General features: G+C 51.0%; 24 protein-coding genes and 1 tRNA gene. 13 read left to right on the top strand and 12 right to left on the bottom strand.

The genetic code is table 11. The annotated features are described in order from the left end of the window. Nucleotides 1-7 precede the first annotated feature (7 nt). A complete protein-coding gene (locus NDI45_RS05915; protein ID WP_348246754.1) occupies nucleotides 8-2,212 on the top strand; it encodes a lipopolysaccharide biosynthesis in 2,205 nt (734 codons plus the stop codon). 291 nt (nucleotides 2,213-2,503) lie between these two features. Here NDI45_RS05915 and NDI45_RS05910 read toward each other — a convergent pair whose 3' ends face one another. Beyond that, entirely contained in the window at nucleotides 2,504-3,031 is a 528-nt protein-coding gene (locus NDI45_RS05910) for an orange carotenoid protein N-terminal domain-containing protein (RefSeq protein ID WP_348246753.1), read from the bottom strand. Between the two features lie 223 nt (nucleotides 3,032-3,254). Between NDI45_RS05910 and NDI45_RS05905 the strand changes: the two genes are divergently transcribed. The 4 genes from NDI45_RS05905 (at nucleotide 3,255) to NDI45_RS05890 (ending at nucleotide 6,733) form a co-directional block, all read left to right on the top strand. Next, nucleotides 3,255-3,560 (top strand): hypothetical protein, encoded by a 306-nt coding sequence (locus NDI45_RS05905; protein ID WP_348246752.1) that lies wholly within the window; start codon nucleotides 3,255-3,257, stop codon nucleotides 3,558-3,560. 236 nt (nucleotides 3,561-3,796) lie between these two features. Then, nucleotides 3,797-4,186, top strand: a complete 390-nt coding sequence (locus NDI45_RS05900; RefSeq protein WP_190790338.1) for a photosystem I reaction center subunit IV — start codon at nucleotides 3,797-3,799, stop codon at nucleotides 4,184-4,186. 193 nt (nucleotides 4,187-4,379) lie between these two features. Then, nucleotides 4,380-4,880 carry a hypothetical protein gene (locus NDI45_RS05895; protein WP_348246751.1) on the top strand — a complete coding sequence of 167 codons (501 nt, stop codon included), beginning with the start codon at nucleotides 4,380-4,382 and terminating at the stop codon, nucleotides 4,878-4,880. Between the two features lie 644 nt (nucleotides 4,881-5,524). After that, entirely contained in the window at nucleotides 5,525-6,733 is a 1,209-nt protein-coding gene (locus NDI45_RS05890; protein WP_348246750.1) for a hypothetical protein, read from the top strand. 81 nt (nucleotides 6,734-6,814) lie between these two features. Here NDI45_RS05890 and bchI read toward each other — a convergent pair whose 3' ends face one another. The 3 genes from bchI to NDI45_RS05875 form a co-directional block, all read right to left on the bottom strand. Continuing rightward, nucleotides 6,815-7,900, bottom strand: coding sequence for a magnesium chelatase ATPase subunit I (bchI, locus tag NDI45_RS05885; protein WP_190792490.1), 1,086 nt, complete (start codon nucleotides 7,898-7,900; stop codon nucleotides 6,815-6,817). A 99-nt stretch (nucleotides 7,901-7,999) separates the two neighbouring features. Next, entirely contained in the window at nucleotides 8,000-8,668 is a 669-nt protein-coding gene (locus tag NDI45_RS05880; protein ID WP_190792500.1) for a DUF2834 domain-containing protein, read from the bottom strand. 44 nt (nucleotides 8,669-8,712) lie between these two features. After that, nucleotides 8,713-8,910, bottom strand: coding sequence for a hypothetical protein (locus tag NDI45_RS05875; protein WP_190792491.1), 198 nt, complete (start codon nucleotides 8,908-8,910; stop codon nucleotides 8,713-8,715). Between the two features lie 132 nt (nucleotides 8,911-9,042). Between NDI45_RS05875 and cutA the strand changes: the two genes are divergently transcribed. Beyond that, nucleotides 9,043-9,381: a divalent-cation tolerance protein CutA gene (cutA, locus tag NDI45_RS05870; RefSeq protein ID WP_190792492.1), complete on the top strand. Its 339-nt coding sequence runs from the start codon at nucleotides 9,043-9,045 to the stop codon at nucleotides 9,379-9,381. Nucleotides 9,382-9,669: 288 nt separating this feature from the next. On the opposite strand, the gene NDI45_RS05865 is transcribed toward cutA, so the two are convergent. After that, nucleotides 9,670-9,742 (bottom strand) — tRNA-Val (locus tag NDI45_RS05865). A 123-nt stretch (nucleotides 9,743-9,865) separates the two neighbouring features. Further along, the gene (locus NDI45_RS05860; RefSeq protein WP_190792493.1) at nucleotides 9,866-10,279 is read right to left on the bottom strand and encodes a hypothetical protein; all 414 of its coding nucleotides are present in this window, start codon (nucleotides 10,277-10,279) and stop codon (nucleotides 9,866-9,868) included. Between the two features lie 135 nt (nucleotides 10,280-10,414). Between NDI45_RS05860 and NDI45_RS05855 the strand changes: the two genes are divergently transcribed. Together NDI45_RS05855 and mazG are read left to right on the top strand one after the other, a co-directional pair. Next, nucleotides 10,415-10,972, top strand: coding sequence for a metal-binding protein (locus NDI45_RS05855; protein ID WP_190792494.1), 558 nt, complete (start codon nucleotides 10,415-10,417; stop codon nucleotides 10,970-10,972). Nucleotides 10,973-11,110: 138 nt separating this feature from the next. Next, nucleotides 11,111-11,944 carry a nucleoside triphosphate pyrophosphohydrolase gene (gene mazG / locus NDI45_RS05850; RefSeq protein WP_190792495.1) on the top strand — a complete coding sequence of 278 codons (834 nt, stop codon included), beginning with the start codon at nucleotides 11,111-11,113 and terminating at the stop codon, nucleotides 11,942-11,944. A 2-nt stretch (nucleotides 11,945-11,946) separates the two neighbouring features. Here the strand turns inward: mazG and NDI45_RS05845 are convergent, their stop codons facing one another. After that, nucleotides 11,947-13,284 carry a ribulose bisphosphate carboxylase small subunit gene (locus NDI45_RS05845; protein ID WP_348246749.1) on the bottom strand — a complete coding sequence of 446 codons (1,338 nt, stop codon included), beginning with the start codon at nucleotides 13,282-13,284 and terminating at the stop codon, nucleotides 11,947-11,949. Between the two features lie 393 nt (nucleotides 13,285-13,677). On the opposite strand from NDI45_RS05845, the gene NDI45_RS05840 reads away from it, so the two are divergent. Continuing rightward, nucleotides 13,678-14,001 (top strand): hypothetical protein, encoded by a 324-nt coding sequence (locus NDI45_RS05840; protein WP_190792497.1) that lies wholly within the window; start codon nucleotides 13,678-13,680, stop codon nucleotides 13,999-14,001. A 96-nt stretch (nucleotides 14,002-14,097) separates the two neighbouring features. Here the strand turns inward: NDI45_RS05840 and NDI45_RS05835 are convergent, their stop codons facing one another. The 3 genes from NDI45_RS05835 to ligA form a co-directional block, all read right to left on the bottom strand. Beyond that, entirely contained in the window at nucleotides 14,098-15,132 is a 1,035-nt protein-coding gene (locus NDI45_RS05835) for a class I fructose-bisphosphate aldolase (RefSeq protein ID WP_348246748.1), read from the bottom strand. Between the two features lie 134 nt (nucleotides 15,133-15,266). Then, nucleotides 15,267-17,009 carry an alpha/beta hydrolase gene (locus NDI45_RS05830; protein ID WP_190792499.1) on the bottom strand — a complete coding sequence of 581 codons (1,743 nt, stop codon included), beginning with the start codon at nucleotides 17,007-17,009 and terminating at the stop codon, nucleotides 15,267-15,269. A gap of 49 nt (nucleotides 17,010-17,058) precedes the next feature. After that, a complete protein-coding gene (gene ligA / locus NDI45_RS05825) occupies nucleotides 17,059-19,254 on the bottom strand; it encodes an NAD-dependent DNA ligase LigA (protein WP_348246747.1) in 2,196 nt (731 codons plus the stop codon). Nucleotides 19,255-19,774: 520 nt separating this feature from the next. Between ligA and NDI45_RS05820 the strand changes: the two genes are divergently transcribed. From NDI45_RS05820 to NDI45_RS05805, 4 genes are all read left to right on the top strand, one after another. Beyond that, the gene (locus tag NDI45_RS05820) at nucleotides 19,775-20,200 is read left to right on the top strand and encodes a thioesterase family protein (RefSeq protein WP_190794559.1); all 426 of its coding nucleotides are present in this window, start codon (nucleotides 19,775-19,777) and stop codon (nucleotides 20,198-20,200) included. A gap of 496 nt (nucleotides 20,201-20,696) precedes the next feature. Beyond that, nucleotides 20,697-22,127 carry a form I ribulose bisphosphate carboxylase large subunit gene (locus NDI45_RS05815; RefSeq protein WP_190794560.1) on the top strand — a complete coding sequence of 477 codons (1,431 nt, stop codon included), beginning with the start codon at nucleotides 20,697-20,699 and terminating at the stop codon, nucleotides 22,125-22,127. 112 nt (nucleotides 22,128-22,239) lie between these two features. Next, entirely contained in the window at nucleotides 22,240-22,662 is a 423-nt protein-coding gene (locus tag NDI45_RS05810; RefSeq protein WP_348246746.1) for a chaperonin family protein RbcX, read from the top strand. A 76-nt stretch (nucleotides 22,663-22,738) separates the two neighbouring features. Beyond that, nucleotides 22,739-23,080, top strand: a complete 342-nt coding sequence (locus NDI45_RS05805) for a ribulose bisphosphate carboxylase small subunit (RefSeq protein WP_190794562.1) — start codon at nucleotides 22,739-22,741, stop codon at nucleotides 23,078-23,080. A gap of 275 nt (nucleotides 23,081-23,355) precedes the next feature. Here NDI45_RS05805 and NDI45_RS05800 read toward each other — a convergent pair whose 3' ends face one another. Beyond that, entirely contained in the window at nucleotides 23,356-23,433 is a 78-nt protein-coding gene (locus NDI45_RS05800; RefSeq protein WP_348246852.1) for a transposase, read from the bottom strand. Between the two features lie 371 nt (nucleotides 23,434-23,804). Further along, nucleotides 23,805-24,293, bottom strand: a complete 489-nt coding sequence (locus NDI45_RS05795; RefSeq protein ID WP_348246745.1) for a helix-turn-helix domain-containing protein — start codon at nucleotides 24,291-24,293, stop codon at nucleotides 23,805-23,807. Nucleotides 24,294-24,451 lie beyond the last annotated feature (158 nt).

The following is a 24,451-nucleotide window of genomic DNA, read 5'->3' as shown; positions in this document are numbered from 1 at the left end:
CTAACCCATGACTCCCCCCTTCATTAAGCGATATTGGATCGCCCTCGATCGACATAAATGGGCTGGACTCGCCGGATTCCTGGTCGTCGCAGGGCTTGCAGGCGGAGCGGCAGTGCTGCAAAAGCCACCCACAGCAACCTATGTAACCGAGGGCGCTCTCACCTATGGCGCGCCGCCAGACGTTTTTTCTGCTACAGGAACGGCATTACAGCGGCAAGGACAGGCTGTAACCAAGGAAATGCTGCTTTCCGATCAGGTCGTTAGCGCGACGCTCAAGCTGCTTGAGGCAGAGGAGATTCGCCTATCGGAACTGGCTTTAACGCAGCGTGCCAAAGTTACCGTTACGGGAAATGGCACAGAAGCTGCGGGTGCTGCTCCAGCTGGCTCTCAGGCTCTACGCATTACCGTGGCGTATCAAGACAGCAGCAAAGAGCGATCGCAAAAAGTCACTAATCTGCTCATGAAAGCCATGATCGAGCAGAGCCGTCAATTTAATACGCAGCAATTGCGGCGCGTGATCGAAAACCTGGATCAGCTTTTGCCGAAAGTCACCGACGAACTGCGATCGGCAGAACAGCAGCTTGAAACCTATGTGCGGCGAGAAGGAACGGCGATCGAAGCAGCCGAAAGCGGTAGTTTGCTCGGCGCAATCACCAGCACTCAGCAGCAGCAGCGACAGCTTCGATTAGCCCTCACGGGAATGACTGCTCAAATTCGCAGCTTGCAGAACCGTCTGGGCATGACTCCTGAACAAGCCTATCTTGCTTCTGCCCTGAGTGCCGATCCGATTCTTGCCGACTTGCGGGCGCGAATTTATCAGGTGGAATCGCAGCGGGAGCTATTTGCCAAAACCCTGCGTCCCGATCATCCAACAATGCTGGACTTACAGAGTCAGCTCGAAGTGTATGAGCAGCAGCTTCAGGCACGGGTGGGTGAAGTGATTGGCGGCAATCCAATCGCAGCTTCCCTGGATCGTGATAATGCTCTCGGACGAAGAACAGCATTACAGCAGATTCGCCAAGCCAGTAGCCTCGACCCGGCACGAAAGGCACTGGCAGATACCTTAGTCGGGCTAGCCACTCAGCAGCAAACCCTTCAGCAGCAGCTCACCGACCTAGTGCGATCGGAACAGGAGCTTCGGCGAGAGTATGGCAGCATTCCGAATAAGCAGCTCGAACAGCAGCGACTTCAGCAGCAGATTGCCCTGAAGCAGACTTTCTACAATCAGGTACAGGCACGCTTAGCAGATGCAAAACTGGCGCAAGAAGAAACGGTTGGCAGCTTAATTGTGGCTGAGCCGCCGGCAACCGAGGCGACTAGCGAAGCTAGCTTGAGCGGCAGCATGATTCTATTATTAGGCGGGGTATTCGCCGTACTGGTTGGTGGGGGACTAGTCATGGTGCTGGGAATGATCGATCCCACGTTCTACACATCTGAAGATATCCAGGCAGCTTTGCGCCAGCAAGAAGTTCCCGTGCTGGGCATTTTGCCTTTGTTGCCCGAGGAAGATGAGCAGTTGCCCGTCTTAGAAGCGGACTCGCCCTATCTAGACTTCTATGAGCGACTGAGGACTAACCTGAAGCGAATTGGGGGCGAACCTGAGCTAAAGGTCGTTTTGATTACCAGCACAGTGAGCGGCGAAGGAAAAACGGTCACGGCTTACAATCTTGCAGTCGCGGCAGCACGGGCAGGCAAAAAGACGCTGCTGATTGAAGCAGACCTTCGATCGCCTTCTCAAGCCACCGCTCTGCACCTTCAGCCATCTGATGGTCTAGCCTTTAAATCGGCAGAGTATTATCAGCAGCTCGATCGCTGTATTCGGGCAGTTCCGGCGATCGATCATTTATTTATTGTGCCGAGCCTTGCGCCCCAGCGATATGCCGCAGCCATTCTGGAATCGGACGCAATGCGACAGCTCATTAAAATCGGACGAGAACAGTTTGATTGGGTCGTTCTAGATACACCCGCTTTGAGTCGATCGAGCGATGCCCTGCTGCTGGAGCCGCTCAGCGATGGCATTATGCTGGTAGCGCGTCCTGAAGTAACCGAAGAGGCCTTGCTGAACGAAACGACGCAACAGCTATTGGAGTCAGAAGAAATTCAGTTTTTGGGGACAACGATTAACGGAGCAGATATCCCCGTACCAGAAGTTGAGTTTGACCCAGAGCCAGAAGCAGAACCGATTGATTCGATTTATCCAGAAGCCGCTTAAGGGGTGTTAGTTGGGTTTAGCAATGCGATGGGCAACGATGGGATAAGCAACGATTTGTCGCTCAGGGGAAAGCGTTCGATCGATTTCTCCAGTTTTCGATCCGAATGCTGATCGAAGGTTTTACGATTTCTGAAACTTAGTGATACGGCAGACCACCTGCACAGTTCACGTCTATCAGGAAACGTTCTATAAAAATAAGGGCAGCTTGCCGACTGCCCCTAGACTCTGAACGATCGCTGCCGAAATATCTAGCTGAAATATCGATGTGCCGTCTAGATATCAGGAGTTTCTTTAGAAACTAGAGGTCTTTCCGGTTTCTGCCTGAGTTGGAATTGGCTCCACTTCGCTGTAGCCCATGTTGCTCGCGATCAAACGCAGGACTGAAATCTGCTCTTGAAACTCCAGGTCTTCGAGCGCCTTCAGCAGGTTTTGGATTGCGTCCGTGGGCTGATAGTTGTCTGGCATTCCCACTACGGTATCGCCCATGCCCTTTGCCCAGGCATACCACACTGCAAGCTGATTATTTTCTCTCAAACCGCCGTATGCTCTGGAATATTCTGTCTCTTCACGGTTCACGATTTCGCGCATAACGGCGAGCTGTTTGTCCTTGTCAAGATGATAAAAATCACCCAGCAGTACAGGAGCCAGATTAGGTTCTGCTGCTGCCGGAGCTGCAGGCGTAATCGACTCACCCATTTTCTCATAAATCAAATAAAGCAATGCAAGGCGATCGTCAATTCCCAATTCACCATACGACTGAAAAACGCGCTGTTCTTTTTCTGCAAGCAGTTGAGAGTTCTGATCGGTATTAAATGTCATCGTTTGTTATCTCCTGAACTTTTTCCCGTCTAGATTTAGCAGGTTACTGAAGCCATCGGAAACGCTCCGAGGAAAGACTTTGAAAAGTGGAATTGTCTTTTCGAAATCTCTCCTGCGAAAAGAATTAAATCTGCCTCAAGGGTGGTATGGCTCGAAAAAGCAGTTGGTACGATTAGCCCATTCAATCCGCGATATTCATAGCAAAAGTTACAAGGAGTAGAATATGACTCAAGCTGGTGCAAACTCTAATTTTGATGCTGAACGCATGGTCGAAGAAATCAAGACGGGCGATGAGAAAATGCCCCAGGTTGATGTTGCTTCAGACTATGAATTATCAAAACAATTTGATGTTGCCGCGATCGATCGTACGGGCGAAGGCGAAAAAGCAGCCGAAGAAGCAACTTCTCCTAACCTCGATATCAGTAAAATAAGCAGCCAGTCTGATGCGTCGCAGGCGACCGAAGGATTCTCGGATGCCGACCCAGCAGCTTTTCTAGACATGGCAAAAGACGTGAATCCCCGCCTTTAAAAAACATCAAAAAACTTAATTTTTCTTGCTTCAGGACCATGCAGTTTTGCTGTGTGGTTTTTTTGCGTTTTGGCTTTGCAGGAGGGGAGCGATCGAGCAGTAAATTTGGTAACAAAACTTAAACATCTCCTGCTTAAGAGATACGCCTATTGAGAGATATGTCGGAGTGCAGGCATCGGGTATCTGTTTAACTTAGATTTAATTCCTGTTTAGTTATTTTCAAGGGGACACTTGTTATGATTCAGCGTGGCTCGACAGTTCAGGTTCTCCGTAAAGAGTCCTTCTGGTTTCAAGATTTTGGAACTGTCGCATCAGTTGACCAGAGCGGCGTCAAGTATCCGGTTGTTGTTCGTTTTACAAAGATTAACTATGCCGGGGTGAATACCAACAACTTTTCGATGAATGAACTGCTCGAAGTGAGCGTTCCTGCTTCTCAGCCGAGAACGTCCACCGAGCCATCCGGCGGTAAGCAAACCACGCTGGATGAGCGGACTCGCAGAACCGGACAGGGCGCACGCAACGATGTTCGCTCGGGCGCTTCATCATCAGGTGCTGCACCAGAAGCACCAGGAACCGACAATCCAAGCATTGAGGGCAGCCCCAACCAGGGAACCGATTCTCGCTAATTTTGAATCGATCGAAGATCGAATGTTTTGCAGAGGTCAATCATGAACTTTGGGATGCTGAGAAGTGTCCCTTTTTTGTGGTTTATAACTATCGAGCGAGTGTTTTTGCTCAAAAGAATTCGTCAATAGAAGACAGGATTCACTTGAACTTTCTTTTGACTGTCCTCTTGAAGCAAATTAGGACTTTACAGTCATGGTACAGCTCGCTCAATCCCATCAGTATCCAATCAAAAAATTCTCTGACGTTCAGCAAGGGGCAACTGCTCTCAGTGCCCTTCAAGATGCAGGCTTTTCTCCAGAGCGGCTCGCCCTGGTTCCAGAGGCACTGCAATCAACGCCCAAACTGTCCCAAACCGAGGCGGCTGCTAACGCGGGGAAAGGCGCGATCGCCGGAACCGTGTTAGGGGCAATGGCAGGCTTTTTGATTGCTGCGCTCAGTCTGCATGATCCTGCTTCGCCCAGCATGGCTCCCTTTAGCCAAATTTTGACCTTTACCTTAATTGCAAGCGGTGTTGGAGCAGCAGGTGGAGCCGCGATCGCAGCAATCACGGGCGGCTTTGTCAATAAACAGGCGGTAGCAGACTCGACCCCCACAGAGCAAAACTTCCTGCTGCTTATGGATGGCGGTACCCAAGAAGAAGTGAAAAAAGCACAGGAAATTCTACAGCAGATCGACAACAACACGAATGTTTAGTAAAACGCAATCAATTCATTTTGATTTGTGATTCGTTCAGCTTGTGTCCTATCTCTTTAGGTAGAAGAGAACCGATCGCTCCTCTGACTAATATCCAAATATTGGAGGAATCGAACCATGCAGTCCTTTTCCTTTGGGGGCTGCTTTTTTGCTGTCAATTTGATTGCAGGTTCGGGTTGCTATTGCTTTTTGCTCTTCACAGTTTGGCGACGACTCTAACTTTTTAAGCCTCTTCTTACCGGATGATTTGTCGATCGCCTGTATCATGGATGAATAGGCAAAGCATCAGCCGGTAAAGGTTCTGTATCGGTAAGGATTGTGTGTTGGCAAAGCCTAACGCACCCGAGGCTTACAATTGGCTAATCCTGAGTCAAAAATAGGTTTTTATTCATTCTTCTGGACGCAGTTCACGAAGGTTGCTCAATTTAATCCATTTAATTGAACGATCCGCAAACCGTAAGTTCTGAAAACCAATCATTTATCAATCTTTGGTCACTTTGCAGCAAACAGTTGACCCCAGCTCAAGCTTAAGGATAGTTTAGAATCGGTGTTTTCGCTGATACGCCCTCTTTCGATCGAGGGATATAGAGCTTTAGTTGCCCTGTTCTAGCTGTTTTGCGAGTCAGGATCATCGGGGTTATTTTATGCAACTCAAGAAACTGCTCCTGGTTGGACTGCTGTTCACGCTGTTTCAAGGCTTACGGGGCACTGCATTAGCAGATAACATCCTGGGCTTTAAAAATCATCTGATTGCCCAGCAAAATCAATCGGCTGACAGCCCCTCTCCTGAAACAATCGAGCCAGGCCAAAACGATACGCTTCCGCCCATTCCGCAGCCGCGTCTTTCATCGCTGATTTTGCCGCTGCCGCCACTGCTGATGCCCGATCTGCTGCTGCCGCCGTATAATTTTCCGTCTTTTAACAGTCAGCGGCTTGACCAGGAACTTCACCTCTATAGCCGCTACCTCCGCACATTTGGCAAACCTGATGTGCTGATTATTGGTAGCTCTCGATCGCTTCAGGGCATTGATCCGATCGCGCTTCAGGAAGGATTAGCAAAGCGAGGCTATCCAGGGCTAAAAGTGTTTAACTTTGGCATCAATGGGGCAACGGCTCAGGTAATCGATGTGCTGCTGAACGACATTCTGCTGCCCGAACAGTTGCCGCGCCTAGTGATCTGGGGAGACGGGTCGCGGGCGTTTAATAGCGGTCGTCCCGATATTACCTATAACGGCATTATTGCTTCAGAAGGCTATCGGCGCGTGCAGCAGGGCGATCGTCCGATTCCGCCGCGCAGCCAGTGGATGGCTCTCACGCTGCAAGCAAATCAAAAAACTAGCCAAAATGCGTCCAGCCGCCCGACCCGTCCACCGCTGCCACCCGACCTCACCCCAAACGGATTTGAAGTGATTCCCGGTCGGTTTGACCCACAGACCTATTTTCGCCGCTTTCGCAGAGTTCCTGGCCAGTTTGACGGTGACTATCAAAACTTTCAGCTTACAGGCAGCCAGCTTCAGTCCACGCTCTTGGTTGCCCGGTTCGCACGCGAGCAGCAAATTCGTCTGGTGTATGTGAATCTGCCCTTAACTGAGTATTATCTAGACTCACTTCGTCGCCGCCACGAGCAGCAGTTTCGCCAGCACATGCAGCGCGTTGCCGATCGCCATCAGTTTACATTTGTCGATTTGAGCCAGCGATCAGAGCTGATGCAGAACCAGTACTTTGTTGACCCAAGCCATATTAACGCTGCAGGGGCAAGGGCAATGGCTCTAGCTCTGGCAGCAGACAATCGCATTCCCTGGGAAGTTGTGCGATCGTCTGAGTCACAAACATCTGAATCACAAACGCCCTGAGCAGGCTAAGTGCTAGATGATGTTGCGATGGCTGGGCTTCCCGCTCGTGCTAGCACCAAACCATCGCCTGGAAATTAGGGGCTATTCCGGCTGAGGCAGACCAAACACCTGGGCAAACACCTTGCCAACTTTATAGCCCGAATCGATCGACTCTAGCGGGTCTTTCCGCAAACGGTGGCGCAGTGCCATCACGATAATGCGCTGAATGTCTTCGACCGTTACTTCTGCTCGTCCTTCCAGGGCAGCGAGAGCTTTTGCAGTGCGGTTGGTCACGATATCGCCGCGCAGTCCGTCTACATCCAGCTCCGCGCAGACCTGGGAAATTTTGATCTTCAAGTCCTGATCAATCTTCACCGAAGGCAGCAGCGTTTGGGCGTTGATCAGCTTTTGTTGCAGGGCATCTTGCTCCACCTGATATTTTTCCAGAAAGCTCTCCGGGTCTTGGTCAAAGTCCGATCGCTGTTCCACAATTTGCACCCGCAGGGCTGGCTCTTTCACCGTGCGGATTTCGGCATGTAAGCCAAAGCGATCGAGCAACTGGGGACGCAGTTCGCCTTCTTCCGGGTTGCCAGAACCAACCAGCACAAATCTTGCCGGGTGGCGAATCGAAATGCCTTCTCGTTCGACTGTATTCCAGCCCGATGCGGCAGAGTCAAGCAGCACATCAACTAGGTGGTCGTCGAGCAAATTTACCTCATCCACATAAAGAATGCCGCGATTTGCCTGCGCTAGCAGTCCCGGTTCAAATGCCTTCACGCCTTCAGAAAGGGCTTTTTCAATGTCGATCGTGCCGCAGACTCGATCCTCGGTTGCGCCGAGCGGCAGGTCGATCATCGTTACTTTTTTCTTGGCAGTCTGGATTGGTTCTCCTGCTTCAATCTGCTGCTTGACGGCATCGCTCATCAAGCCCGTATCGCTCGGATGGCTATTGAACGGATCGCCTGCGACCACATCAATTTCAGGCAACACATCTGCCAGGGCACGAATTGTCGTGGATTTTCCGGTTCCCCGGTCGCCCATGATCATCACGCCCCCGATCTTGGGGTCAATGACGTTGAGAAGCAACGCAAGCTTCATTTCTTCCTGACCCACGATCGCGGTGAAGGGGAAAACGGCGCGGCGGGTCGCAGCTTTGGCAGAGGGGCTGGCTGAAACAGTGGGACTCACAGAACTACCTGTAATGACAACAAAGTATAAATAACCGTTATCTATTGTGACATAAGAGGAGAGATGCAAACGGGAAGAAACCTTACAGGAAGTCAGGCTCTACACCTGTACAGCAGTTTGCTCGATCGGTTTCTCTTCCCGAATCGGCGGACGCAGCGTGATGTATGCCAGCGGACCGAGTAGCGGAATTAGCGACACTGCCCAAAAAATTCGACGGTCAGACAATCCGCGTCGTGCCATATCGTCTGGCAACAGGACGGGAAACAAAAGACAGAGCAGGCAAAAGTCGAGGCTCATGACGTGAACAAAGCGGCTCGTTTGCCACTGCTGAATAAAATTGCTCCAGTCGCCCGCAGTAATGCCGTATATCAGTAAACCGATCGCCCCCACTGCAACAAAGCCTCCGGTAATGCGAGAATCGAGCAGCTTCAGCAGCCAGTTCTTCTGCCCGGTAAAGGTCGGATTCGATCGCCGCAGTGCCAGATAAGGCAGAATCGAAAAGACGCCAACGCCAAACGAAAAAGATGCAAATAACCACGCTGGAGCCTTTTGCCCACGACCGTCTAGAAACATCACTGACGCATAAAGCAGCGGCACGATACCCAGGATATTAAACAGCGCGATCACTAACGGGTTAATGCCGTCCCAGTTGCCGCTAATCAAGTCTTGAATAAGATTAAGAGTGTCGGGCTGATTTGGTGGCGCAAACAAAAAGGCGTAGAGGATAAAGCTAGCCCAGAGCAGCCAGAGCGCAACTTGTAGCATGATCAATAATTTGTCAGAGATACTTTTTCCTGATTCTCTAATAAAGCCTACAGCAAGCCCTTATCCCGTAGATAGACTTCAACCGCAGCACGGATTAACTGCTGGCGATCGGCTCTTTCACGCAAGATGGAATCGACTTCGGCAGAAAAGCGAACGGCAATCGTGTTGCCTAACGGCTTTTCTCCATACTTCGGTTTTTGCTGTGCTAGAAATTCGGGAGTTTGTACAGGCTTCGGATTTGCCATGGTCGATGCTGCCTTAAAACAAAGAATGAAGGTTAGGTGACTTGAATCTGACTGAGATCGCTTGAATCGTTAGAGGAAGCTGTCGTCTAGCTTGCCCAGGACAGAATCACCAGTAACAGAAGAAGGAAGCGTATGAATCAAAACCCGCAAAATTACGGCATTGTTCTCGTGACCGCCGCCTCGCAGTCAGAAGCAGAAACGATCGCAGAAGGGCTAGTGGCAGCTCGTTTGGCAGCTTGTGTTAGTCTGACCCCGATTCGATCGATTTACACCTGGAAGGGGGAGGTGCATCGCGATCAGGAATGGCAGCTTGTGATCAAAACCGACCTGCGGCAATTTAACCAGCTCGAAGCAAAAGTCTACGAACTTCACTCCTACGAAGTGCCCGAAATCATTGCCCTGCCGCTAGTCCACGGGTCAGCTCCCTACCTTGCCTGGATTGCAGAACAGGTTGGAAACCAAAGGGATTAAAGACTGACTACCCATCTCTGAACGTCCTTGCTTCAAGCTTTACTCCCTGAGCTGTAAAAGAGCTTTGAAGCGGAGCTTGGAAACCTGTAGGCTTTGAAATCAATCAAAAAATTTGGTCTCCCATTTCCTCAAATGGGACACAGTGCAGCCCGATCTTGAACCTGCGTTTGAAACTCAACCAATTTAGAACTCAACCAATTGGACTGAATCAGGATCTGACTGACTCAAGCTATCTAAATCAAGATATGCGGTACAAAAGACGTACAGCAAGACAAGAGAGATAAAGTATGGGCAGTGAGGGACTCGAACCCGCGACATCCTGCTTGTAAGGCAGGCGCTCTACCAACTGAGCTAACCGCCCGCGCATTGGTTGCACGATTATTAATACTAGCAGACCAAGCGCATTTGTCAAACAGTTTTTCCGGCGGAGGCTATCCGGGCTAAAGGACGATCGCGCTTGAGGGCGCACTTCGCTGCAATGTTCTTACCGAAGCTCGGAGCCGATCGCGATTCCACCTCGATTCACCCCTCGAACCACCATTCCTTCTGGCAAAGAAAAAGTTTGCGCCAGATCGCTGAGCGGGTTTTCCTGCAGTTCTGGTGGGTCTGTCAAGTTTTGGTTGATTTGCTCCGCGGTCAGATTGAACGCTTCGGCACGATCAGCTCTGGGGGCATTGGGCGATCGGGCTTCGACGGTCAAATCGGCTGCGCTGCCCTCCGTTGAAAAAACAATGGGTGCAACAGCATCATCAACGCTCGTAGGCATTAGGGCAGGTTGAGGCCCAAAGGAAACCGCAGGGGACACGGCGGCAGGCATCGCTTCAGAAACGTTTGCCCAGGCAAGCAGACTGCTGAAAGAGAGACAAAAAGCTGCAACAGAAATAAGTGACAACTTCATAGTGGCGATACTAAACCCGATATCCATAGGATAATCACAGAGTTCAAAATTGCGACCTGAATTTCTGCGGATTCTCGAATAAAATCTTGTTACCCAGTGCAAAACAAATCCTAATCGGTAGCCTGCGCCACACTTATGCCTTCTGGTCGCACCCACGATCGCATTACCCTCTGGACTTTGCCTCTGGTTGCCATTTTGAGTCTGGCAGTCACTCGCCAGAGTCCCTTCACCTTAAGCCTCTGTGCCGGATTTTTGTTCGGCGGACTGATGCTCGGTCCCGATCTAGATATTTACTCGATTCACTATAAACGCTGGGGCTGGTTGCGCTGGATCTGGATTCCCTATCGCGGCAGTTTGAAGCATCGATCGCCCTTTTCCCACGCGCCAATTACCGGAACCGTGCTGCGGGTTATCTATTTGCTGGCATGGCTGGGTTTGTTGGGGTTGGGCATGATTGCAATCGTGAATGAGCTATGGCAAATGGGCTGGACGTGGGGCGAGATTGGGCAGGTGATGCAGCAAAGCCTCTGGCAATATCGCTGGGAAATCCTCGGATTTGCGATCGGGCTGGAGATTGGCGCGTTTAGCCATTACACGGCAGATTGGAGCCTTTCGACCTATAAGCAGGTGAAGAAGAAGGGCTGGCGGGCAGTTTTGGGGCGATCGAAGGGGAAGAAGAAGAAAAAAAAGTAGGGAAGGAAATCAGAGGATGGGGGAATCAGGGGGTGAGGAAATGAGGAGAGCTACAATCCTAAGAAGCGGCTGCGAGCAAGCTGGGTGAGGAGTTAGGGGTTTTGCAGGGTGGTAGTTTGGAATTTTGCGAGTGTGAGTATGACTGATTTTGTTGATCGATCGAGAATGCTTACCAATTTGCAGCGGCTGATAGAGGTGGTAGCGCAGCTTCGATCGCCAGAAGGAGGGTGTCCGTGGGATCTGGCACAAACGCCGGAGTCGCTCACGCCTTACGTGCTTGAGGAGGCATACGAAGTTGTAGACGCCATTCGGCAGGGTCAGCCGGAGTCGATTGCGGATGAGTTGGGAGATTTGCTGCTGCAAGTCGTGCTTCAGGCACAAATTTTTAGCGAGGCAGGACAGTTTGATTTGGCAAGGGTGGCAGAGTTGATTACGGAAAAGTTGATTCGGCGGCATCCCCATGTATTTGGAGAGGTCGAAGTCGAGAGCGTTGATCAAGTAAAGCAAAACTGGGAGCAAATCAAGGCAGCTGAGGAGCAAGCCCATCCGCAGGAACCCGTGATGCTCAGCCCCAAGCTAAGCCGCTATGCTCGTTCGCTTCCGCCCTTAACCGCTGCAATGAAGATTTCTCTCAAGGCAGCGGGGGTTGGCTTTGAGTGGGAGAACGTGGAAGGAGTTTGGGCAAAGTTTCACGAGGAGCTGGGAGAATTCGAGCAGGCGTTGCAGTCGGAGCCGAAGGAAAATCAGCAGGCAGAACTGGGCGATTTGCTATTTACGATCGTCAACCTGGCACGCTGGTATGATCTCGACCCGGAAGAGGCTATGCGCGGTACAAACGATCGATTTATTCGGCGGTTTTCCCAGGTTGAGCAGGCATTGGGCGGCGGACGATCGCTGGCAGACTACACCCTGGACGAATTAGAGCAGCTTTGGCAGCAGGCAAAGGCAAACCTAAAGCAGGAACAGGGCTAGCCTTACACTTTGCTTCCAGGACGCTGAATCACTCGCTCCATCACGCGCCGTCGATCGCGCGGGTCAATGCCCACCAGTCGCACATAGTCGTTTTGATGCTCTCGCAGACAGGTTTCTAAGTCATTCATCGCGGCTGAAGCACTGCCGTCAACACTGCTGTAGCACTGCCAGGAATTGGTGCGGAATCGCCGTTCGTCCACATACTCGATGGCGATGCGATAGCCATTGTCCGCCAGTTCTTGAATCTGCTGCCCTGCTTCTGCCGTCAAATTGCTAGGGCTGCCTTGCGATCGTCCAGAATAGCCATTCCCAGAAGGAGGACTGGAAGCATTGCCCGCATAAGCTGCTGGAGCAGACCCGCCATTTCCAGAAGACGATCGATCTGCAATTCCCCCAACGGGCGATCGGCTCGTCGGAGCAGTGGGAGCAGTGTAGGTTGACGTTTCTGCTGGTTCTTGATGCAGCGAAGCGTGATATTGCTTCACCAGCCGGAGTTCCTGAATGCGCTGCTGTTCGCGAACGAGCTGCGTTCCCAGTTCAATTAGGTGTGGCAGGCTGAAATCGGGCGGACGAAATTCGGGCAAGGCTTCAGTGCTATTGACCACGCGCAGCGAAATCCGCTCGATACCCACGGATTCGATAAACTGTCGCACCTGCTCATCGTACAGCCGCGAATGCAGCGCGCTATAAAAGTCGATCGACTGAGTGGGAAAGGTATCCACTAACTGTTCAATCGTGCTGCGCGACACTTGATCCTCGGAAAAAATGCCGCTCACAATGCCAATGCGATCGTCACGATCAGGTTCCCAGTAGAATTTCTCCATTCGTCCATCCCGAATCAGCGGGGCATAAAGCGTCGAGAGGTCGTTGCCCGTGACGATGATTGGAATGCGCTGAATTGGCTGGGAGTCATAGCTGCCGGGAAGCTGCACATTAGTGGGATTATCGGCAATATTCATCAGCGTGCCTGCCACAAGCTGAGTGTTGACCGTGTATTGCGTCGCTTGATCAACCCGCCCCATTCCAGCATCAATGTCGTTGATGATCAAGACTGCCATTCGTCCTCGCACTTTGCTTAGATCTGCTGCCTCCCGGTAGCGTAAGCGAATCAGCCGCGCCGGATCACCTGCATCGGGGCTTTCTAGCTCTCCTGCCGACATATAAACGGCTTCAGCACCCATCCGCTCAAATGCCAGATCGCACTGAAACGATTTGCCTTCGCCCTTGCGCCCATGGACTCCTAGAATTAGCGGTACTTTGACCCTGGGCAGGTCAAGAAAGTTTTTTGTGATGTGGATCGCCAGCTTGTCGAGAAAGCGCGGAGAAAGGTAGTAGCTCATGGAAATGGGGTGAGGAATACAGCTCGAAGTCTTGATTTTTCTTAGGAAATAAATGCGGGAACGATTACCCAACTCCTTATAATTATTCCAGAAACGCTTCATTAAATTTATAAATTTGATAGTTTTTGCAAAAGGAAAAGTACCCACTGGGGTACTGCGGTGATTCATTTGAAATTTGAAAATAGAAGATAAGTTTACTGAATCAAACAGTGACTCTGAAGAGGAGAAACACGAGTGCAATTCAACCGCAAATCAGAAAAGCTAGATAAAGAAAAAATAATTTCACTCTAAATTTTCTGAAATAGTTCGGCGATGAATTGAATCTCTTTTTCAGTCATTCGCTATCTCGTTCATCCACAAGCGTCATCACACAATCGTTACCAGGAGAAGATCATGGCTTTTTATATTACAACTGATACCGAAAACATTGCTAAAGTTGAGTTCAAAAGCAATCCCGATCGCAGCAATCTTGCAGTTGGCTGGAATGGCAATACGCTGTTAATCACTGACCTGCCGGCTGGCATTGGGGCTGCGCTGGCAACCCTGGCGGGTTTCGGTGGAATCGGACTTCCGGCAAAGGAACTGTACATCGAAATCGATCGCAATCCGGCAACTTTCCCAAGCGGTCGCGGGACTTATCTGGAAGCAGCCTATGCCGGACGGATTGAAATTCGGAATCCGATCGGGGTTGAGCGCGAAGTCATGGCAAGTCGTTAATTAACGTTCCCTTAGGCTGGAGAATTGATGTTATGAAATAAGGGGCTTTTGCCCCCTTTTTTTGTTTTTTTATTGATGCAGTTTTGCTATTTCCGTCTACACACTCACCGCGACTTTTTCTAGTTCGGGGCTGTATTTGCCTACACTGGCAGCACTATTGCATCTCGCCCGCAGCGCAAGTGCCTTTTGAGCCGTCGGAACGTTTTCAGGTTTGCCCATCCAGGCTTGCATTGCCGCTTGCTGAAGGGCACGTCCATAGGAAAAAGTCAGCTTCCAGGGAAGTTTGCCGCCATAAAGGACGTTCATCCTATTCAGGTGTTCAGTGGCTTGCTGATCGGTTTGTCCACCCGAAAGGAAGGCGCAACCCGGAACCGAGGCGGGCACACAGTCGAGCAAACACTTCACCGTCGCCTGAGCCACTGCTTCAACGCTAGCTGGCTGCGAACTGGTTTGACCAGAAATCACCATGCTGGGCTTTAGCACCATTTGATCGAGCGCAATCCCGTAGCGGTGCAGCTCATAAAACACGGTTTTCAGAACTTCCTCATGCACAGCGTAGCTGCGTTCCAACGTATGATCACCGTCCATTAAAACTTCAGGTTCGACGATCGGCACTAGTCCCCCTTCCTGACAAATTCCGGCATAGCGGGCCAGTGCGTGAGCATTTGCTTCGATGCAGCGACGAGTGGGAATGCCCTCCCCAATCGTGATCACTGCCCGCCATTTGGCAAACCGTGCGCCTAGTTCGTAGTATTCTTTGACGCGATCGCGCAGTCCGTCCAGTCCTTCAGTAACAAGCTCGTTGGGAGACTTTGCCAGAGGTTTTGCCCCTGCGTCGAGTTTAATACCGGGGATAATGCCTTGATTGCTGAGCAACTGCACAAAGGGAGTTCCGTCGGCGGTCGATTGTCGGATTGTTTCGTCAAACAGAATAACGCCGCTAAAGAAATCGCCAATTCCGGGCGTGGTAAACAGCATTTCTCGATAGGCGCGACGCATTTCTTCGGTCGTGGGAATGCCGAGTTTTTGAAATCGCTTGTTTGCAGTGCCAAAGCTTTCATCGGCTGCCAAAATGCCTTTGCCCGTTACCACCATTGCCTGTGCTGTGGCTCGTAGCTCGTTCTCAAACATGGCTGACGCTCCATCATGCTTGTACCCATTCCTTCTAGATCATCTCGATTCAAAACGTCATCAATCCTGAGCAGCATTCTGCAATCGGAGCCTGCTCAAAAAACAACCGACAGCCCCTGAATTGGGGAGAATCTTTATCGGCGTGAGGTGCGGGTTTCAGTGCCATTTGGATCAGGCACAGGCGTTCCGGTAATCTGAGCAATTTGCTCCGCTGTGATCGATCGCACCAAGCGCACGGGCAAATCAGGACGGCTGATTAACTGCGCGTAGGCAGATTCCAGATAGGGGGTGTAGCCGGGGCGATCGGCAACGTAGGTTTGCAAAAAGGCAACGCTGAGGCTTCGCAGATAGGTTTGTGCCAGCAGTGGATTGGGTCCGACGATCTGGGGCGGCAGTTCAACCAGATCTTCTGATCGGGTTTCGTCTTTGCTGATCGTTGAGAAGTGCGTGCCACCTTGCAGCATGACCAGATATTTGTTGGGCGTGGTGAGCCAGCTATAGGGCACAATTTGCTCCAGCAATGCCGGACTGACCGTATCCGCACTGCTGCTCACCAGCATGACGGGAATTTGAATCGCGGCGAAATCCGCTGCACCGATCAAACTGCTGCCGATTGGATTAATCGCAATAATGGCTTTGACGCGATCGTCCTTTAAGTTAGGAATCGGTAAGGACAGCTCAGCGGCGCGACATTGCAGCAGCAGGGATAAGTTCAGGGTTTCCGACTCCGATCGAGCGCATTCCTCCGTGAGTTGAGCCGAATTAATCCTGCCGCCTGCCAGAGCCAGAGCCGTGTAGCCACCCAGCGATTGACCGATCACGCCCACCTGCTGCACGTTAAAGCGTCCGCGAAATCGGGGATTGTTTCGATTCAGGGCATCCAATCGATTAAGCAGATATTTAATATCGAGCGGGCGATCGATAAACTCGTTGGGGGAAGTAACCTGGCTGGCACTCCCGGAAATCAAAGCCTGAAGCTGTTGAGCGTTGCTGCCCGGATGTTCGGGTACGGCAACCACAAAACCGTGCGAGGCAAGCTGGCGGGCAAGATAGCCATAGCTCGTGCGATCGGAGCCTAAGCCGTGGGAAATCACGATGAGCGGAGCTGCTGTCACCTGAGCCTGAGCCTGGGTCTGGGGCAGGTAAAGGTCTACCGGAAAGCTGCGATTTCGGCGGCGATCGTTTAGCTCCAACGTGTTTTTCTGCCAGGTATATTCTCCAGGACGGCGCAGATCGGGCAAAACCGCAAACTCTACCGTCGATTGGGTACTGGCTTCCTGATCTGCCTGCTGCTCGACCAGGGCAATCGCGGCTTGCGTTTGGCGAATTAGGGCTGACAGGTCTCCGGCGATTCGCAGCGTCTCGGTTAAATCAATGCGAATTTCCTCATGAGGAAAACTGTCAAGGACATTGAGCAGCGATAAACCTTCTGGCTCAGAGGCAGCAAGAATTAGTGCCGATCGAATCGCATAAAACCCGGACAGGTTGGATTCCGTCCGAATCACATTGCCGAGGCGATTGAGCAGAATTTCACCCTGCTTGGTGTAAAGAAACTGCGCCACTGCAACCGGAGATAGCTCGGCTCTGGCATTAAGAACTTGCCGCAACTGGGCAAGCTGTTCGTTGTTGATGAAGGGTCCGTAGCTTCGCAGGTCAGCATCGATCGTTCCTTCCTCGGCATAAACGCGCAGCGAATCCACTGGAAGCGATCGCGCCAGCAATCCGTAGGACAATATCAGGCGATCGGCACTCCAGGCGGCCCCTGCCGACAGCGTGAACGGAAACAGGGCAAGACCGACGATTAGCCCTCCAGAGAACCGTGAAGCAACCGCTTGCAGCCAGCGAGACGGACGAAGCAATGCAGGAAAGTGCGCCATAGGATTTCGCCTGGAGATTGCCCACAGAGGGCTGATAGGACTGTAGCCACTATTCGTTTAAGGATGCAATTAGTTCAAGCAATTGCGCCTCCGACAATTGGGTGATCCCGAGTTTTTGTGCTTTTTCCAGCTTCGATCCGGCATCTTCGCCCACGACGAGATAATCCGTTTTCTTGCTCACAGAATCGCTTACTTTGCCGCCTGCCTGCTGAATCATCTCTTTTGCCTCGTCGCGCTTGAGGCTGGGCAATGTGCCTGTCACAACAAAGGTTTTTCCGACCAATCTGCCCAATTTGGAACGAACCGACGTGGTATCGCTGGCAAGCTGAAGTCCGGCGCCTTTGAGGCGATCGATCAGCGCCAGGTTTGCCGGAACCCGAAACCACTGATACACCGCCTGAGCAATTTCATCCCCAATTCCGTAGATTGCAGCAATGTCTGCGATTTCTGCCTGCGCCAGCGCATCAACGGTGGGAAAATTTTCGACCAGGGTTTGGGCGTTGACGCTGCCAATATGCCGAATACCCAAGCCATACAGCACTCTTGCCCAAGGCTGCTGCTTGCTGCGATCGATCGCCTCTACCAGATTTTGCGCCGACTTTTTGCCCATGCGCTCTACCTGCATCAGTTGCTCCACGGTCAGGCAATACAAATCCGCAACCGTATGAATCAGCCCATGATTCACAAATTGCAGCACCCACTTTTCGCCCAGTCCGCGAATATCCAGTGCCCCTTTAGAAGCCCAGTGAATCATCGCCTCGCGCAAAATCGCCGGACAGGACACATTCACGCAGCGCGTCACCGCTTCATCCTCCTCGCGCATCAGCGGTTGGCTGCATTCCGGGCAGCAGGTAGGCATCTGAAACGGCAGAGCCTCTGGAGGACGCAGCTCAGGCAGCACCCGCAGCACTTCCGGGATAATTTCCCCCGCCTTTCGCACAATCACCGTATCTCCAATACGAATATCCAGCTCCGCCACTCGGTCGGCATTGTGCAGCGTTGCCCGCGAAACGGTTGTGCCCGCTAACTGCACCGGACGCAATTCAGCAAGCGGCGTAACAGCTCCGGTTCGTCCCACATTGACGCTGATATTTTCTACGATCGTTGGAGCTTCTTCCGCCGGATACTTCAGCGCAACTGCCCAGCGCGGAAACTTTTGAGTAAAGCCCAGCTTTTGCTGGAGTGCCAGCGAGTTAAGCTTCACTACCACGCCATCGGTCATATAAGGCAGCGTCAGCCGTTCCGTTGAGAAGCGATCGTAGTAATCTCCCACTTCTTCCAGCGACTTGCAGCGCACACGATTCGGGTTCACCTTGAACCCCATCTGAGACAGCACATCGAGCGAGTCAATCTGCGTCTGGGGGATTCTGATTTCAGCGTTAGAGCGCGGTTGCTTCGCAGTTTGCTGAAGGAGCGATCGTCCGTCTGACCCTTCATTAAACAGTCCAAGCTGTCCGTCTAAATCAGCAGCAGGTCGGCTCTCCTCTTCCTGTACCCCTTCGCTCAACATTCCAGGAATTTGCAGCGTATAGGCAAAAAAATCGAGCCGCCGCTTTGCTACCACCCGCGAGTCAAGCTGCCTGAGAGTGCCTGCGGTCGCATTCCTGGGATTCGCAAACAACGCTTCGCCTGCCTGCTCTCGTTCGCGGTTAATCTGCTCAAACACTTCCAGCGACAAAAACGCTTCGCCCCGCACTTCTACGATCGGTGGCGGGTTGTCCAGATTTAAACGCAGGGGAATCGATCGAATCGTTTTCACATTTTGCGTAATTTCTTCCCCAGTAATGCCGTCGCCTCGCGTTGCCCCCCGCACCAGCACTCCGTTTTCATAGGTCAAAGCCAGCGCATTGCCATCAATCTTCAGCTCACACCCATATTCAAACGACTCCACCTCAGGCACAACTCGTCGCCAGCGTTCCTGCCAGTTGGCAAACTCCGCCATGTTAAACGCGTTTTCCAGGCTGTAAAGCGGAATATTATGCTTAACAGAATTAAACCGTGCTGCGGGTCTTTCCCCCACACGCTGCGTTGGGCTATCAAGCGTAATCAGCTCTGGATGCTGCTGTTCCAGCTCTTGCAGTTCCCGATAAAGGCGATCATAAACTTCATCAGGAAGGCTGGGATTATCCAATACGTAATAGTCGTAACTTGCCTTTCGCAGCAGCTTTCGCAGTTCTTCAATTCTTTGCTGGACAGAAATTTGGGGGGTGGCTTGAGAATTCACAGGCTGTTGAGTCGCGGACATAGGAGGAAAGCGAGTGACATTGGGCGATCGGAGATATTTCTCCAAGAGTGCCTATTTAATGTATGCCATCAGGGGCGATTGGGAACCTCCGTACTACAGCAGATCTTCTAATTCAGGAAGAGGTTTGAAGCATATTAGGGAAGTGGTAAAGTCCCTGAAGTCCTTCTAGCTAAAGCTACAGTGTCGATCGCAGTTGGGTAAGACCAGTTAAGCTAGCAACGTTAGCGACGGTTCGAGGTTTTACAGCCGCTTAAATTCCTCAATGCTGGGCGACTTTGAATGGAAAATCGATCGGCTCCTCCAGCATTACCAGCCTTTAGGGTTGGGGCGAATCGCCAGCCGAGTTGTCAGATATCGTGACTGATATGGACACAGGAGCCAACTTTAGAAGACACCAAATCTTGCAGGCTTTCCTTTCCCATCAGAGCGTTCTACAACTTAAAATCCCCCAGCGTTAGAGAATTTAGGGGACTGCAAAACCTTAACCACCAACCGTACAACTTCTGAAATACTCCTTAAAATGCCCTTCACCTATCAACGCACCATTCGGTTTAGTGACACTGATGCTGCCGGAGTCGTTTATTTCGCAAATATCCTCTCGATCTGCCACGAAAGCTATGAGGCGTTATTAGCATCCGGCGGAATTGATTTAAACGAATTTTTTTCGGCTCGATCGATCGCCGTTCCGATCGTTCATGCCAGCATTGACTTTTTACATCCAATGCGCTGTGGCGATGTATATCAAGTTCACCTTCAGCCGATCGAAATTAAAGCCAGCAAGTTCAGGTTGAACTATTCGATCGCCTCAACGAATCAAACGTCATCAAATCAAATTGCAGCCGCTGCTCATACCATTCATGTCTGCGTTAAAACCGATCGTCGAGAGAAAACAGAATTGCCTGAATCCCTACGGCTATGCCTGCTTCAGGCGATTGAATCAGCTTGACAGAATGACCACGTCCTGCATGGAAATTCAATTAAATGATTTAATATTTCTTAAGATCAGCAGCAGTCAAGACATTCACCGTGACGCAAAACGTGAAACGCTGATCAGGCAAACAGAAGCAACAAATCTAGTCTGTCTTCCGCTTCATCAATCGACAAATATATAAACAATCGTTATCTATAAACTAAGAAGATTCAAATATACACTTATTACATTCCTGATATATTTTTGAATGAACCCGTGAACAGGGCAGACATAAAGATAATATTAAGGTTGCCAGTTGATTTGCCCTGACTCAAGACTGACTGGATCAGCACTACAGAATTTTTGTGGCTGTTGGTAGCCCATGTTGGTAGCCCAATAATTGGTTGGCGCATACTTGCCTGTTTGACGCAATCGCTTTAAGGATCGCGTCTGCAAGCTGCGTGTGAGCAGGGTAGGGTTTCTATGTTCGGATTTCGCGTTCGGATCGAAGTGATTCACAGGAAGGGAAATCATGTCGTACTCTCAAACTAAAACCCAGACTAAAGCTGGGTATCAGGCAGGTGTAAAGGATTATCGCCTGACCTACTACACGCCCGACTACACGCCGAAGGATACAGACATCCTGGCAGCGTTCCGTGTGACTCCTCAGCCTGGAGTTCCTTACGAAGAAGCTGGTGCAGCCGTTGCCGCAGAATCCTCAACCGGAACCTGGACCACCGTTTGGACAGACCTGCTGACGGATCTCGATCGCTATAAGGGTCGCTGCTACGACATCGAACCCGTTCCTGGCGAAGATAACCAGTTCATCGCATACATTGCTTATCCGCTGGATCTGTTCGAGGAAGGCTCTGTCACCAACATGCTCACCTCGATCGTGGGTAACGTGTTTGGTTTCAAAGCCCTGAAAGCCCTGCGTCTGGAAGACCTGCGGATTCCCGTGGCTTACCTGAAGACGTTCCAGGGACCGCCCCATGGTATTCAGGTTGAGCGCGACAAGATCAACAAATACGGTCGTCCGCTGCTGGGCTGTACCATCAAGCCGAAGCTCGGTCTCTCTGCGAAGAACTACGGTCGTGCAGTGTATGAGTGTCTGCGCGGCGGTCTAGACTTTACCAAAGACGACGAAAACATTAACTCGCAGCCGTTCCAGCGGTGGCGCGATCGTTTCACCTTCGTCGCTGAGGCAATTCACAAAGCCCAGGCTGAAACGGGTGAAATCAAAGGTCACTACCTAAACGTGACGGCTGCAACCTGTGAAGACATGCTGAAGCGCGCCGAGTATGCCAAAGAACTCGGAATGCCCATCATCATGCACGACTTCCTGACGGCAGGCTTCACCGCGAACACAACCCTGTCGAAGTGGTGCCGGGACAATGGGGTTCTGCTTCACATCCACCGCGCAATGCACGCCGTGATCGATCGTCAGAAGAACCACGGGATGCACTTCCGCGTTCTGGCGAAGTGTCTGCGGATGTCGGGCGGTGACCACATCCACACTGGAACGGTTGTGGGTAAGCTGGAAGGCGATCAGGCAGTGACTCTAGGCTTCGTGGATCTGCTGCGTGAAAACTATGTGGAGCAAGATCGCTCGAAGGGAATTTACTTCACCCAGGACTGGGCTTCGATGCCGGGCGTGATGGCGGTCGCATCGGGTGGTATTCACGTATGGCACATGCCTGCACTGGTTGAAATCTTCGGCGACGACTCCGTGCTTCAGTTCGGTGGTGGTACGCTGGGTCACCCCTGGGGTAACGCGCCCGGTGCAACGGCTAACCGCGTGGCTCTGGAAGCTTGTGTCCAGGCTCGGAACGAAGGTCGTAACCTGATGCGTGAAGGCGGCGACATTATCCGTGAGGCTTGCCGTTGGTCGCCTGAACTGGCTACCGCTTGCGAACTGTGGAAGGAAATCAAGTTCGAGTTTGAAGCACAAGACACTATCTAAGAGGCAAAGATGAAGGATGCAGGACAGAGAGCGAATTTCAGCCTCCTTCTGAACTGACAGAAATAAGCTGTTATTCTTACCTCATGCCTCATCCTTCATTCATCCGTCTCCTATGGATCTCAGGCAAATTGCCAAAGATACTGCCAAAACGCTCATTAGCTACCTCACCTATCAGGCGATGCGAACGGTGGCTACTCAACTGGATGAGACTGATCCGCCGAGGGCACTCTGGCTCCGTCAGTTCTCGACTAGAGCGGGTGTCCAGGATGGTGAAGCGTTTCTACGATCGTTGTTTCGCGAACGACAAGAACTGGCATTTCGGATTCTAACCGTTCGAGAACATATCGCGGAGGAAATTGCAGAGGTGCTGCCCGAAATGCTGCGATCGACGATTCAGCAAGCGAATATCGAGCAGCGTCGTCAGCAGCTTGAACGCATGACGCAAGTAAGCGTTGATGGAACCAATCCTGATCAGGCAAGCAATCCTGCTGCCCCCCGTTTAGAAAACACCTCTGATAGTGAGTCTAACGAGTAGCGTTTAGCAAATGCCGTTGAGCAAAAGGCAACTCAAGATTTGCTCCTTGTAAACCTAAAACCTGAACTGATCAATCATGAAGACTTTACCTAAAGAGCGGCGTTACGAAACTTTTTCTTATCTGCCTCCGCTCAGCGATGCGCAAATTTCCCGTCAGATCCAGTACACAATCGATCAAGGCTATTTTCCCTGTATCGAGTTCAACGAAGACTCTGCGGCTGAGATGTATTACTGGACAATGTGGAAGCTGCCTCTGTTCAACGCTCGCAGCCCTCAGGAAGTGCTGAGCGAAGTGCAGCAGTGCCGCTCTGAGTTCCCCAACTGCTACATCCGCGTAGTTGCGTTTGACAACATCAAGCAGTGCCAGGTAATGAGCTTTATCGTTCACAAGCCTGGTTCCAACAACTATCGCTACTAAGGGTTAAGTTCGTTCTTCAATTGAGCCAATCGTAAATAAAAAGGGGGTAGGCTTTCCTATCTCCTTTTCTGTTTTTCAGGAATCACAAGTTGATTTAGCTGCAATAAAAGGCGGTCTGATTCGATTCTCGTTATACCAATTCTCTAAATTTGGGCGACAGATAGAGCATGCAGTATGGACTGGCGTCCCGTAATTGCTACAACTATCTCAGGGGTCAGTACTTCCAGTCGTTCTCTCAACTGCTGACGTAACTGGTCAAGGGTTGCTGGTAAGCTCTAACGCAATCGTCGCTTCAGATATTGCCACACTTGCTCAATCGGGTTCAGCTCAGGACAATGAGGGGGTTGAAACAACAGAATAATATTGTTGGGAACCTTCAAGCGCTTGGCTTTGTGAAAACCACCATTGTCCAATCAAATAATTAAAAAATCATCCTTGAACTGGTCAGAGACTAAATTCAAAAACACTGGGAAGCAATCGGTGTTGAGATGAGAAAACTCAAAGAAAAAATGCTCCCCCGTTTTCGGTTCCACAATGCCATAAAGTAAGTTGCTTGAAATTGCCATTGCACCTGTCCCATTGGTTTGACGCCTTTAGCGGTAATCTTGCGCCCTCCTAACGTTTTTAACCCCAATCGGGTTATCGTCCCCACAGAAAAAATGTACCTTGTCACTCCAACCCAACCCGCTGACTGCAAACCATACGAGCACCACCAAGTTCTCGCCTAAGTTTTTTTATATGCTTCAAGTTGCTCCGAGGACTGCTCGACACTCACCGGTCGTGACACTTTAGGTGATGATTGCAAGCGGTAATACACCAGTTTATGCACCGTTTTATACTTTGCCTCAATCCCTAACTGACTCTCCAACCAGTCGCAAATTGCTTGATACCCATCAAAGCCTTGCGGTTCCTCTAAGCGTTTCTGCAATGCTTTCTCTGCCCATGCAGGAATCGCACGTCGTCTCCCTGAAGACGTTTTGCGCTTGAGCAACTCAGCGATGCCGCCTTTTCGGTACAATCGCAGCCACTCCTGTAATGTCGCTCGGTGCCGCCTCAACATAGATGCGGCTTCCTGCCCTGTTGGAGCTTGCTTGCTTTTGAGTAAGTACAGCAAGTGAATTCGTTCTTTGCCGGATGCTGTTTTCTGCTCTCTCAACAACTGCTTGAGGTCCGCTTTACTCTCTTGGATTTCCAGTTTGTAAATCCCTGCCATACTCTACGATTGAACTCTCTACCAGTCTTATATCATCTGTCGTCTACTCTCGCAGAATTGGTATTACTTAGTGATTAGGATCGACCACGCTTGGCAACTCACCTTATCCAGTTCATCCAACATCGAATTCCTACAATGGTTACTATTGTCTAACCAAC

It is taken from the genome of Leptolyngbya sp. GB1-A1, from assembly GCF_039962475.1.
Taxonomy (GTDB): Bacteria; Cyanobacteriota; Cyanobacteriia; order Elainellales; family Elainellaceae; genus Leptolyngbya_A.
Note: the sequence above shows the minus strand (reverse complement) of the source record. Positions and strands in the feature narration are given on the sequence as shown.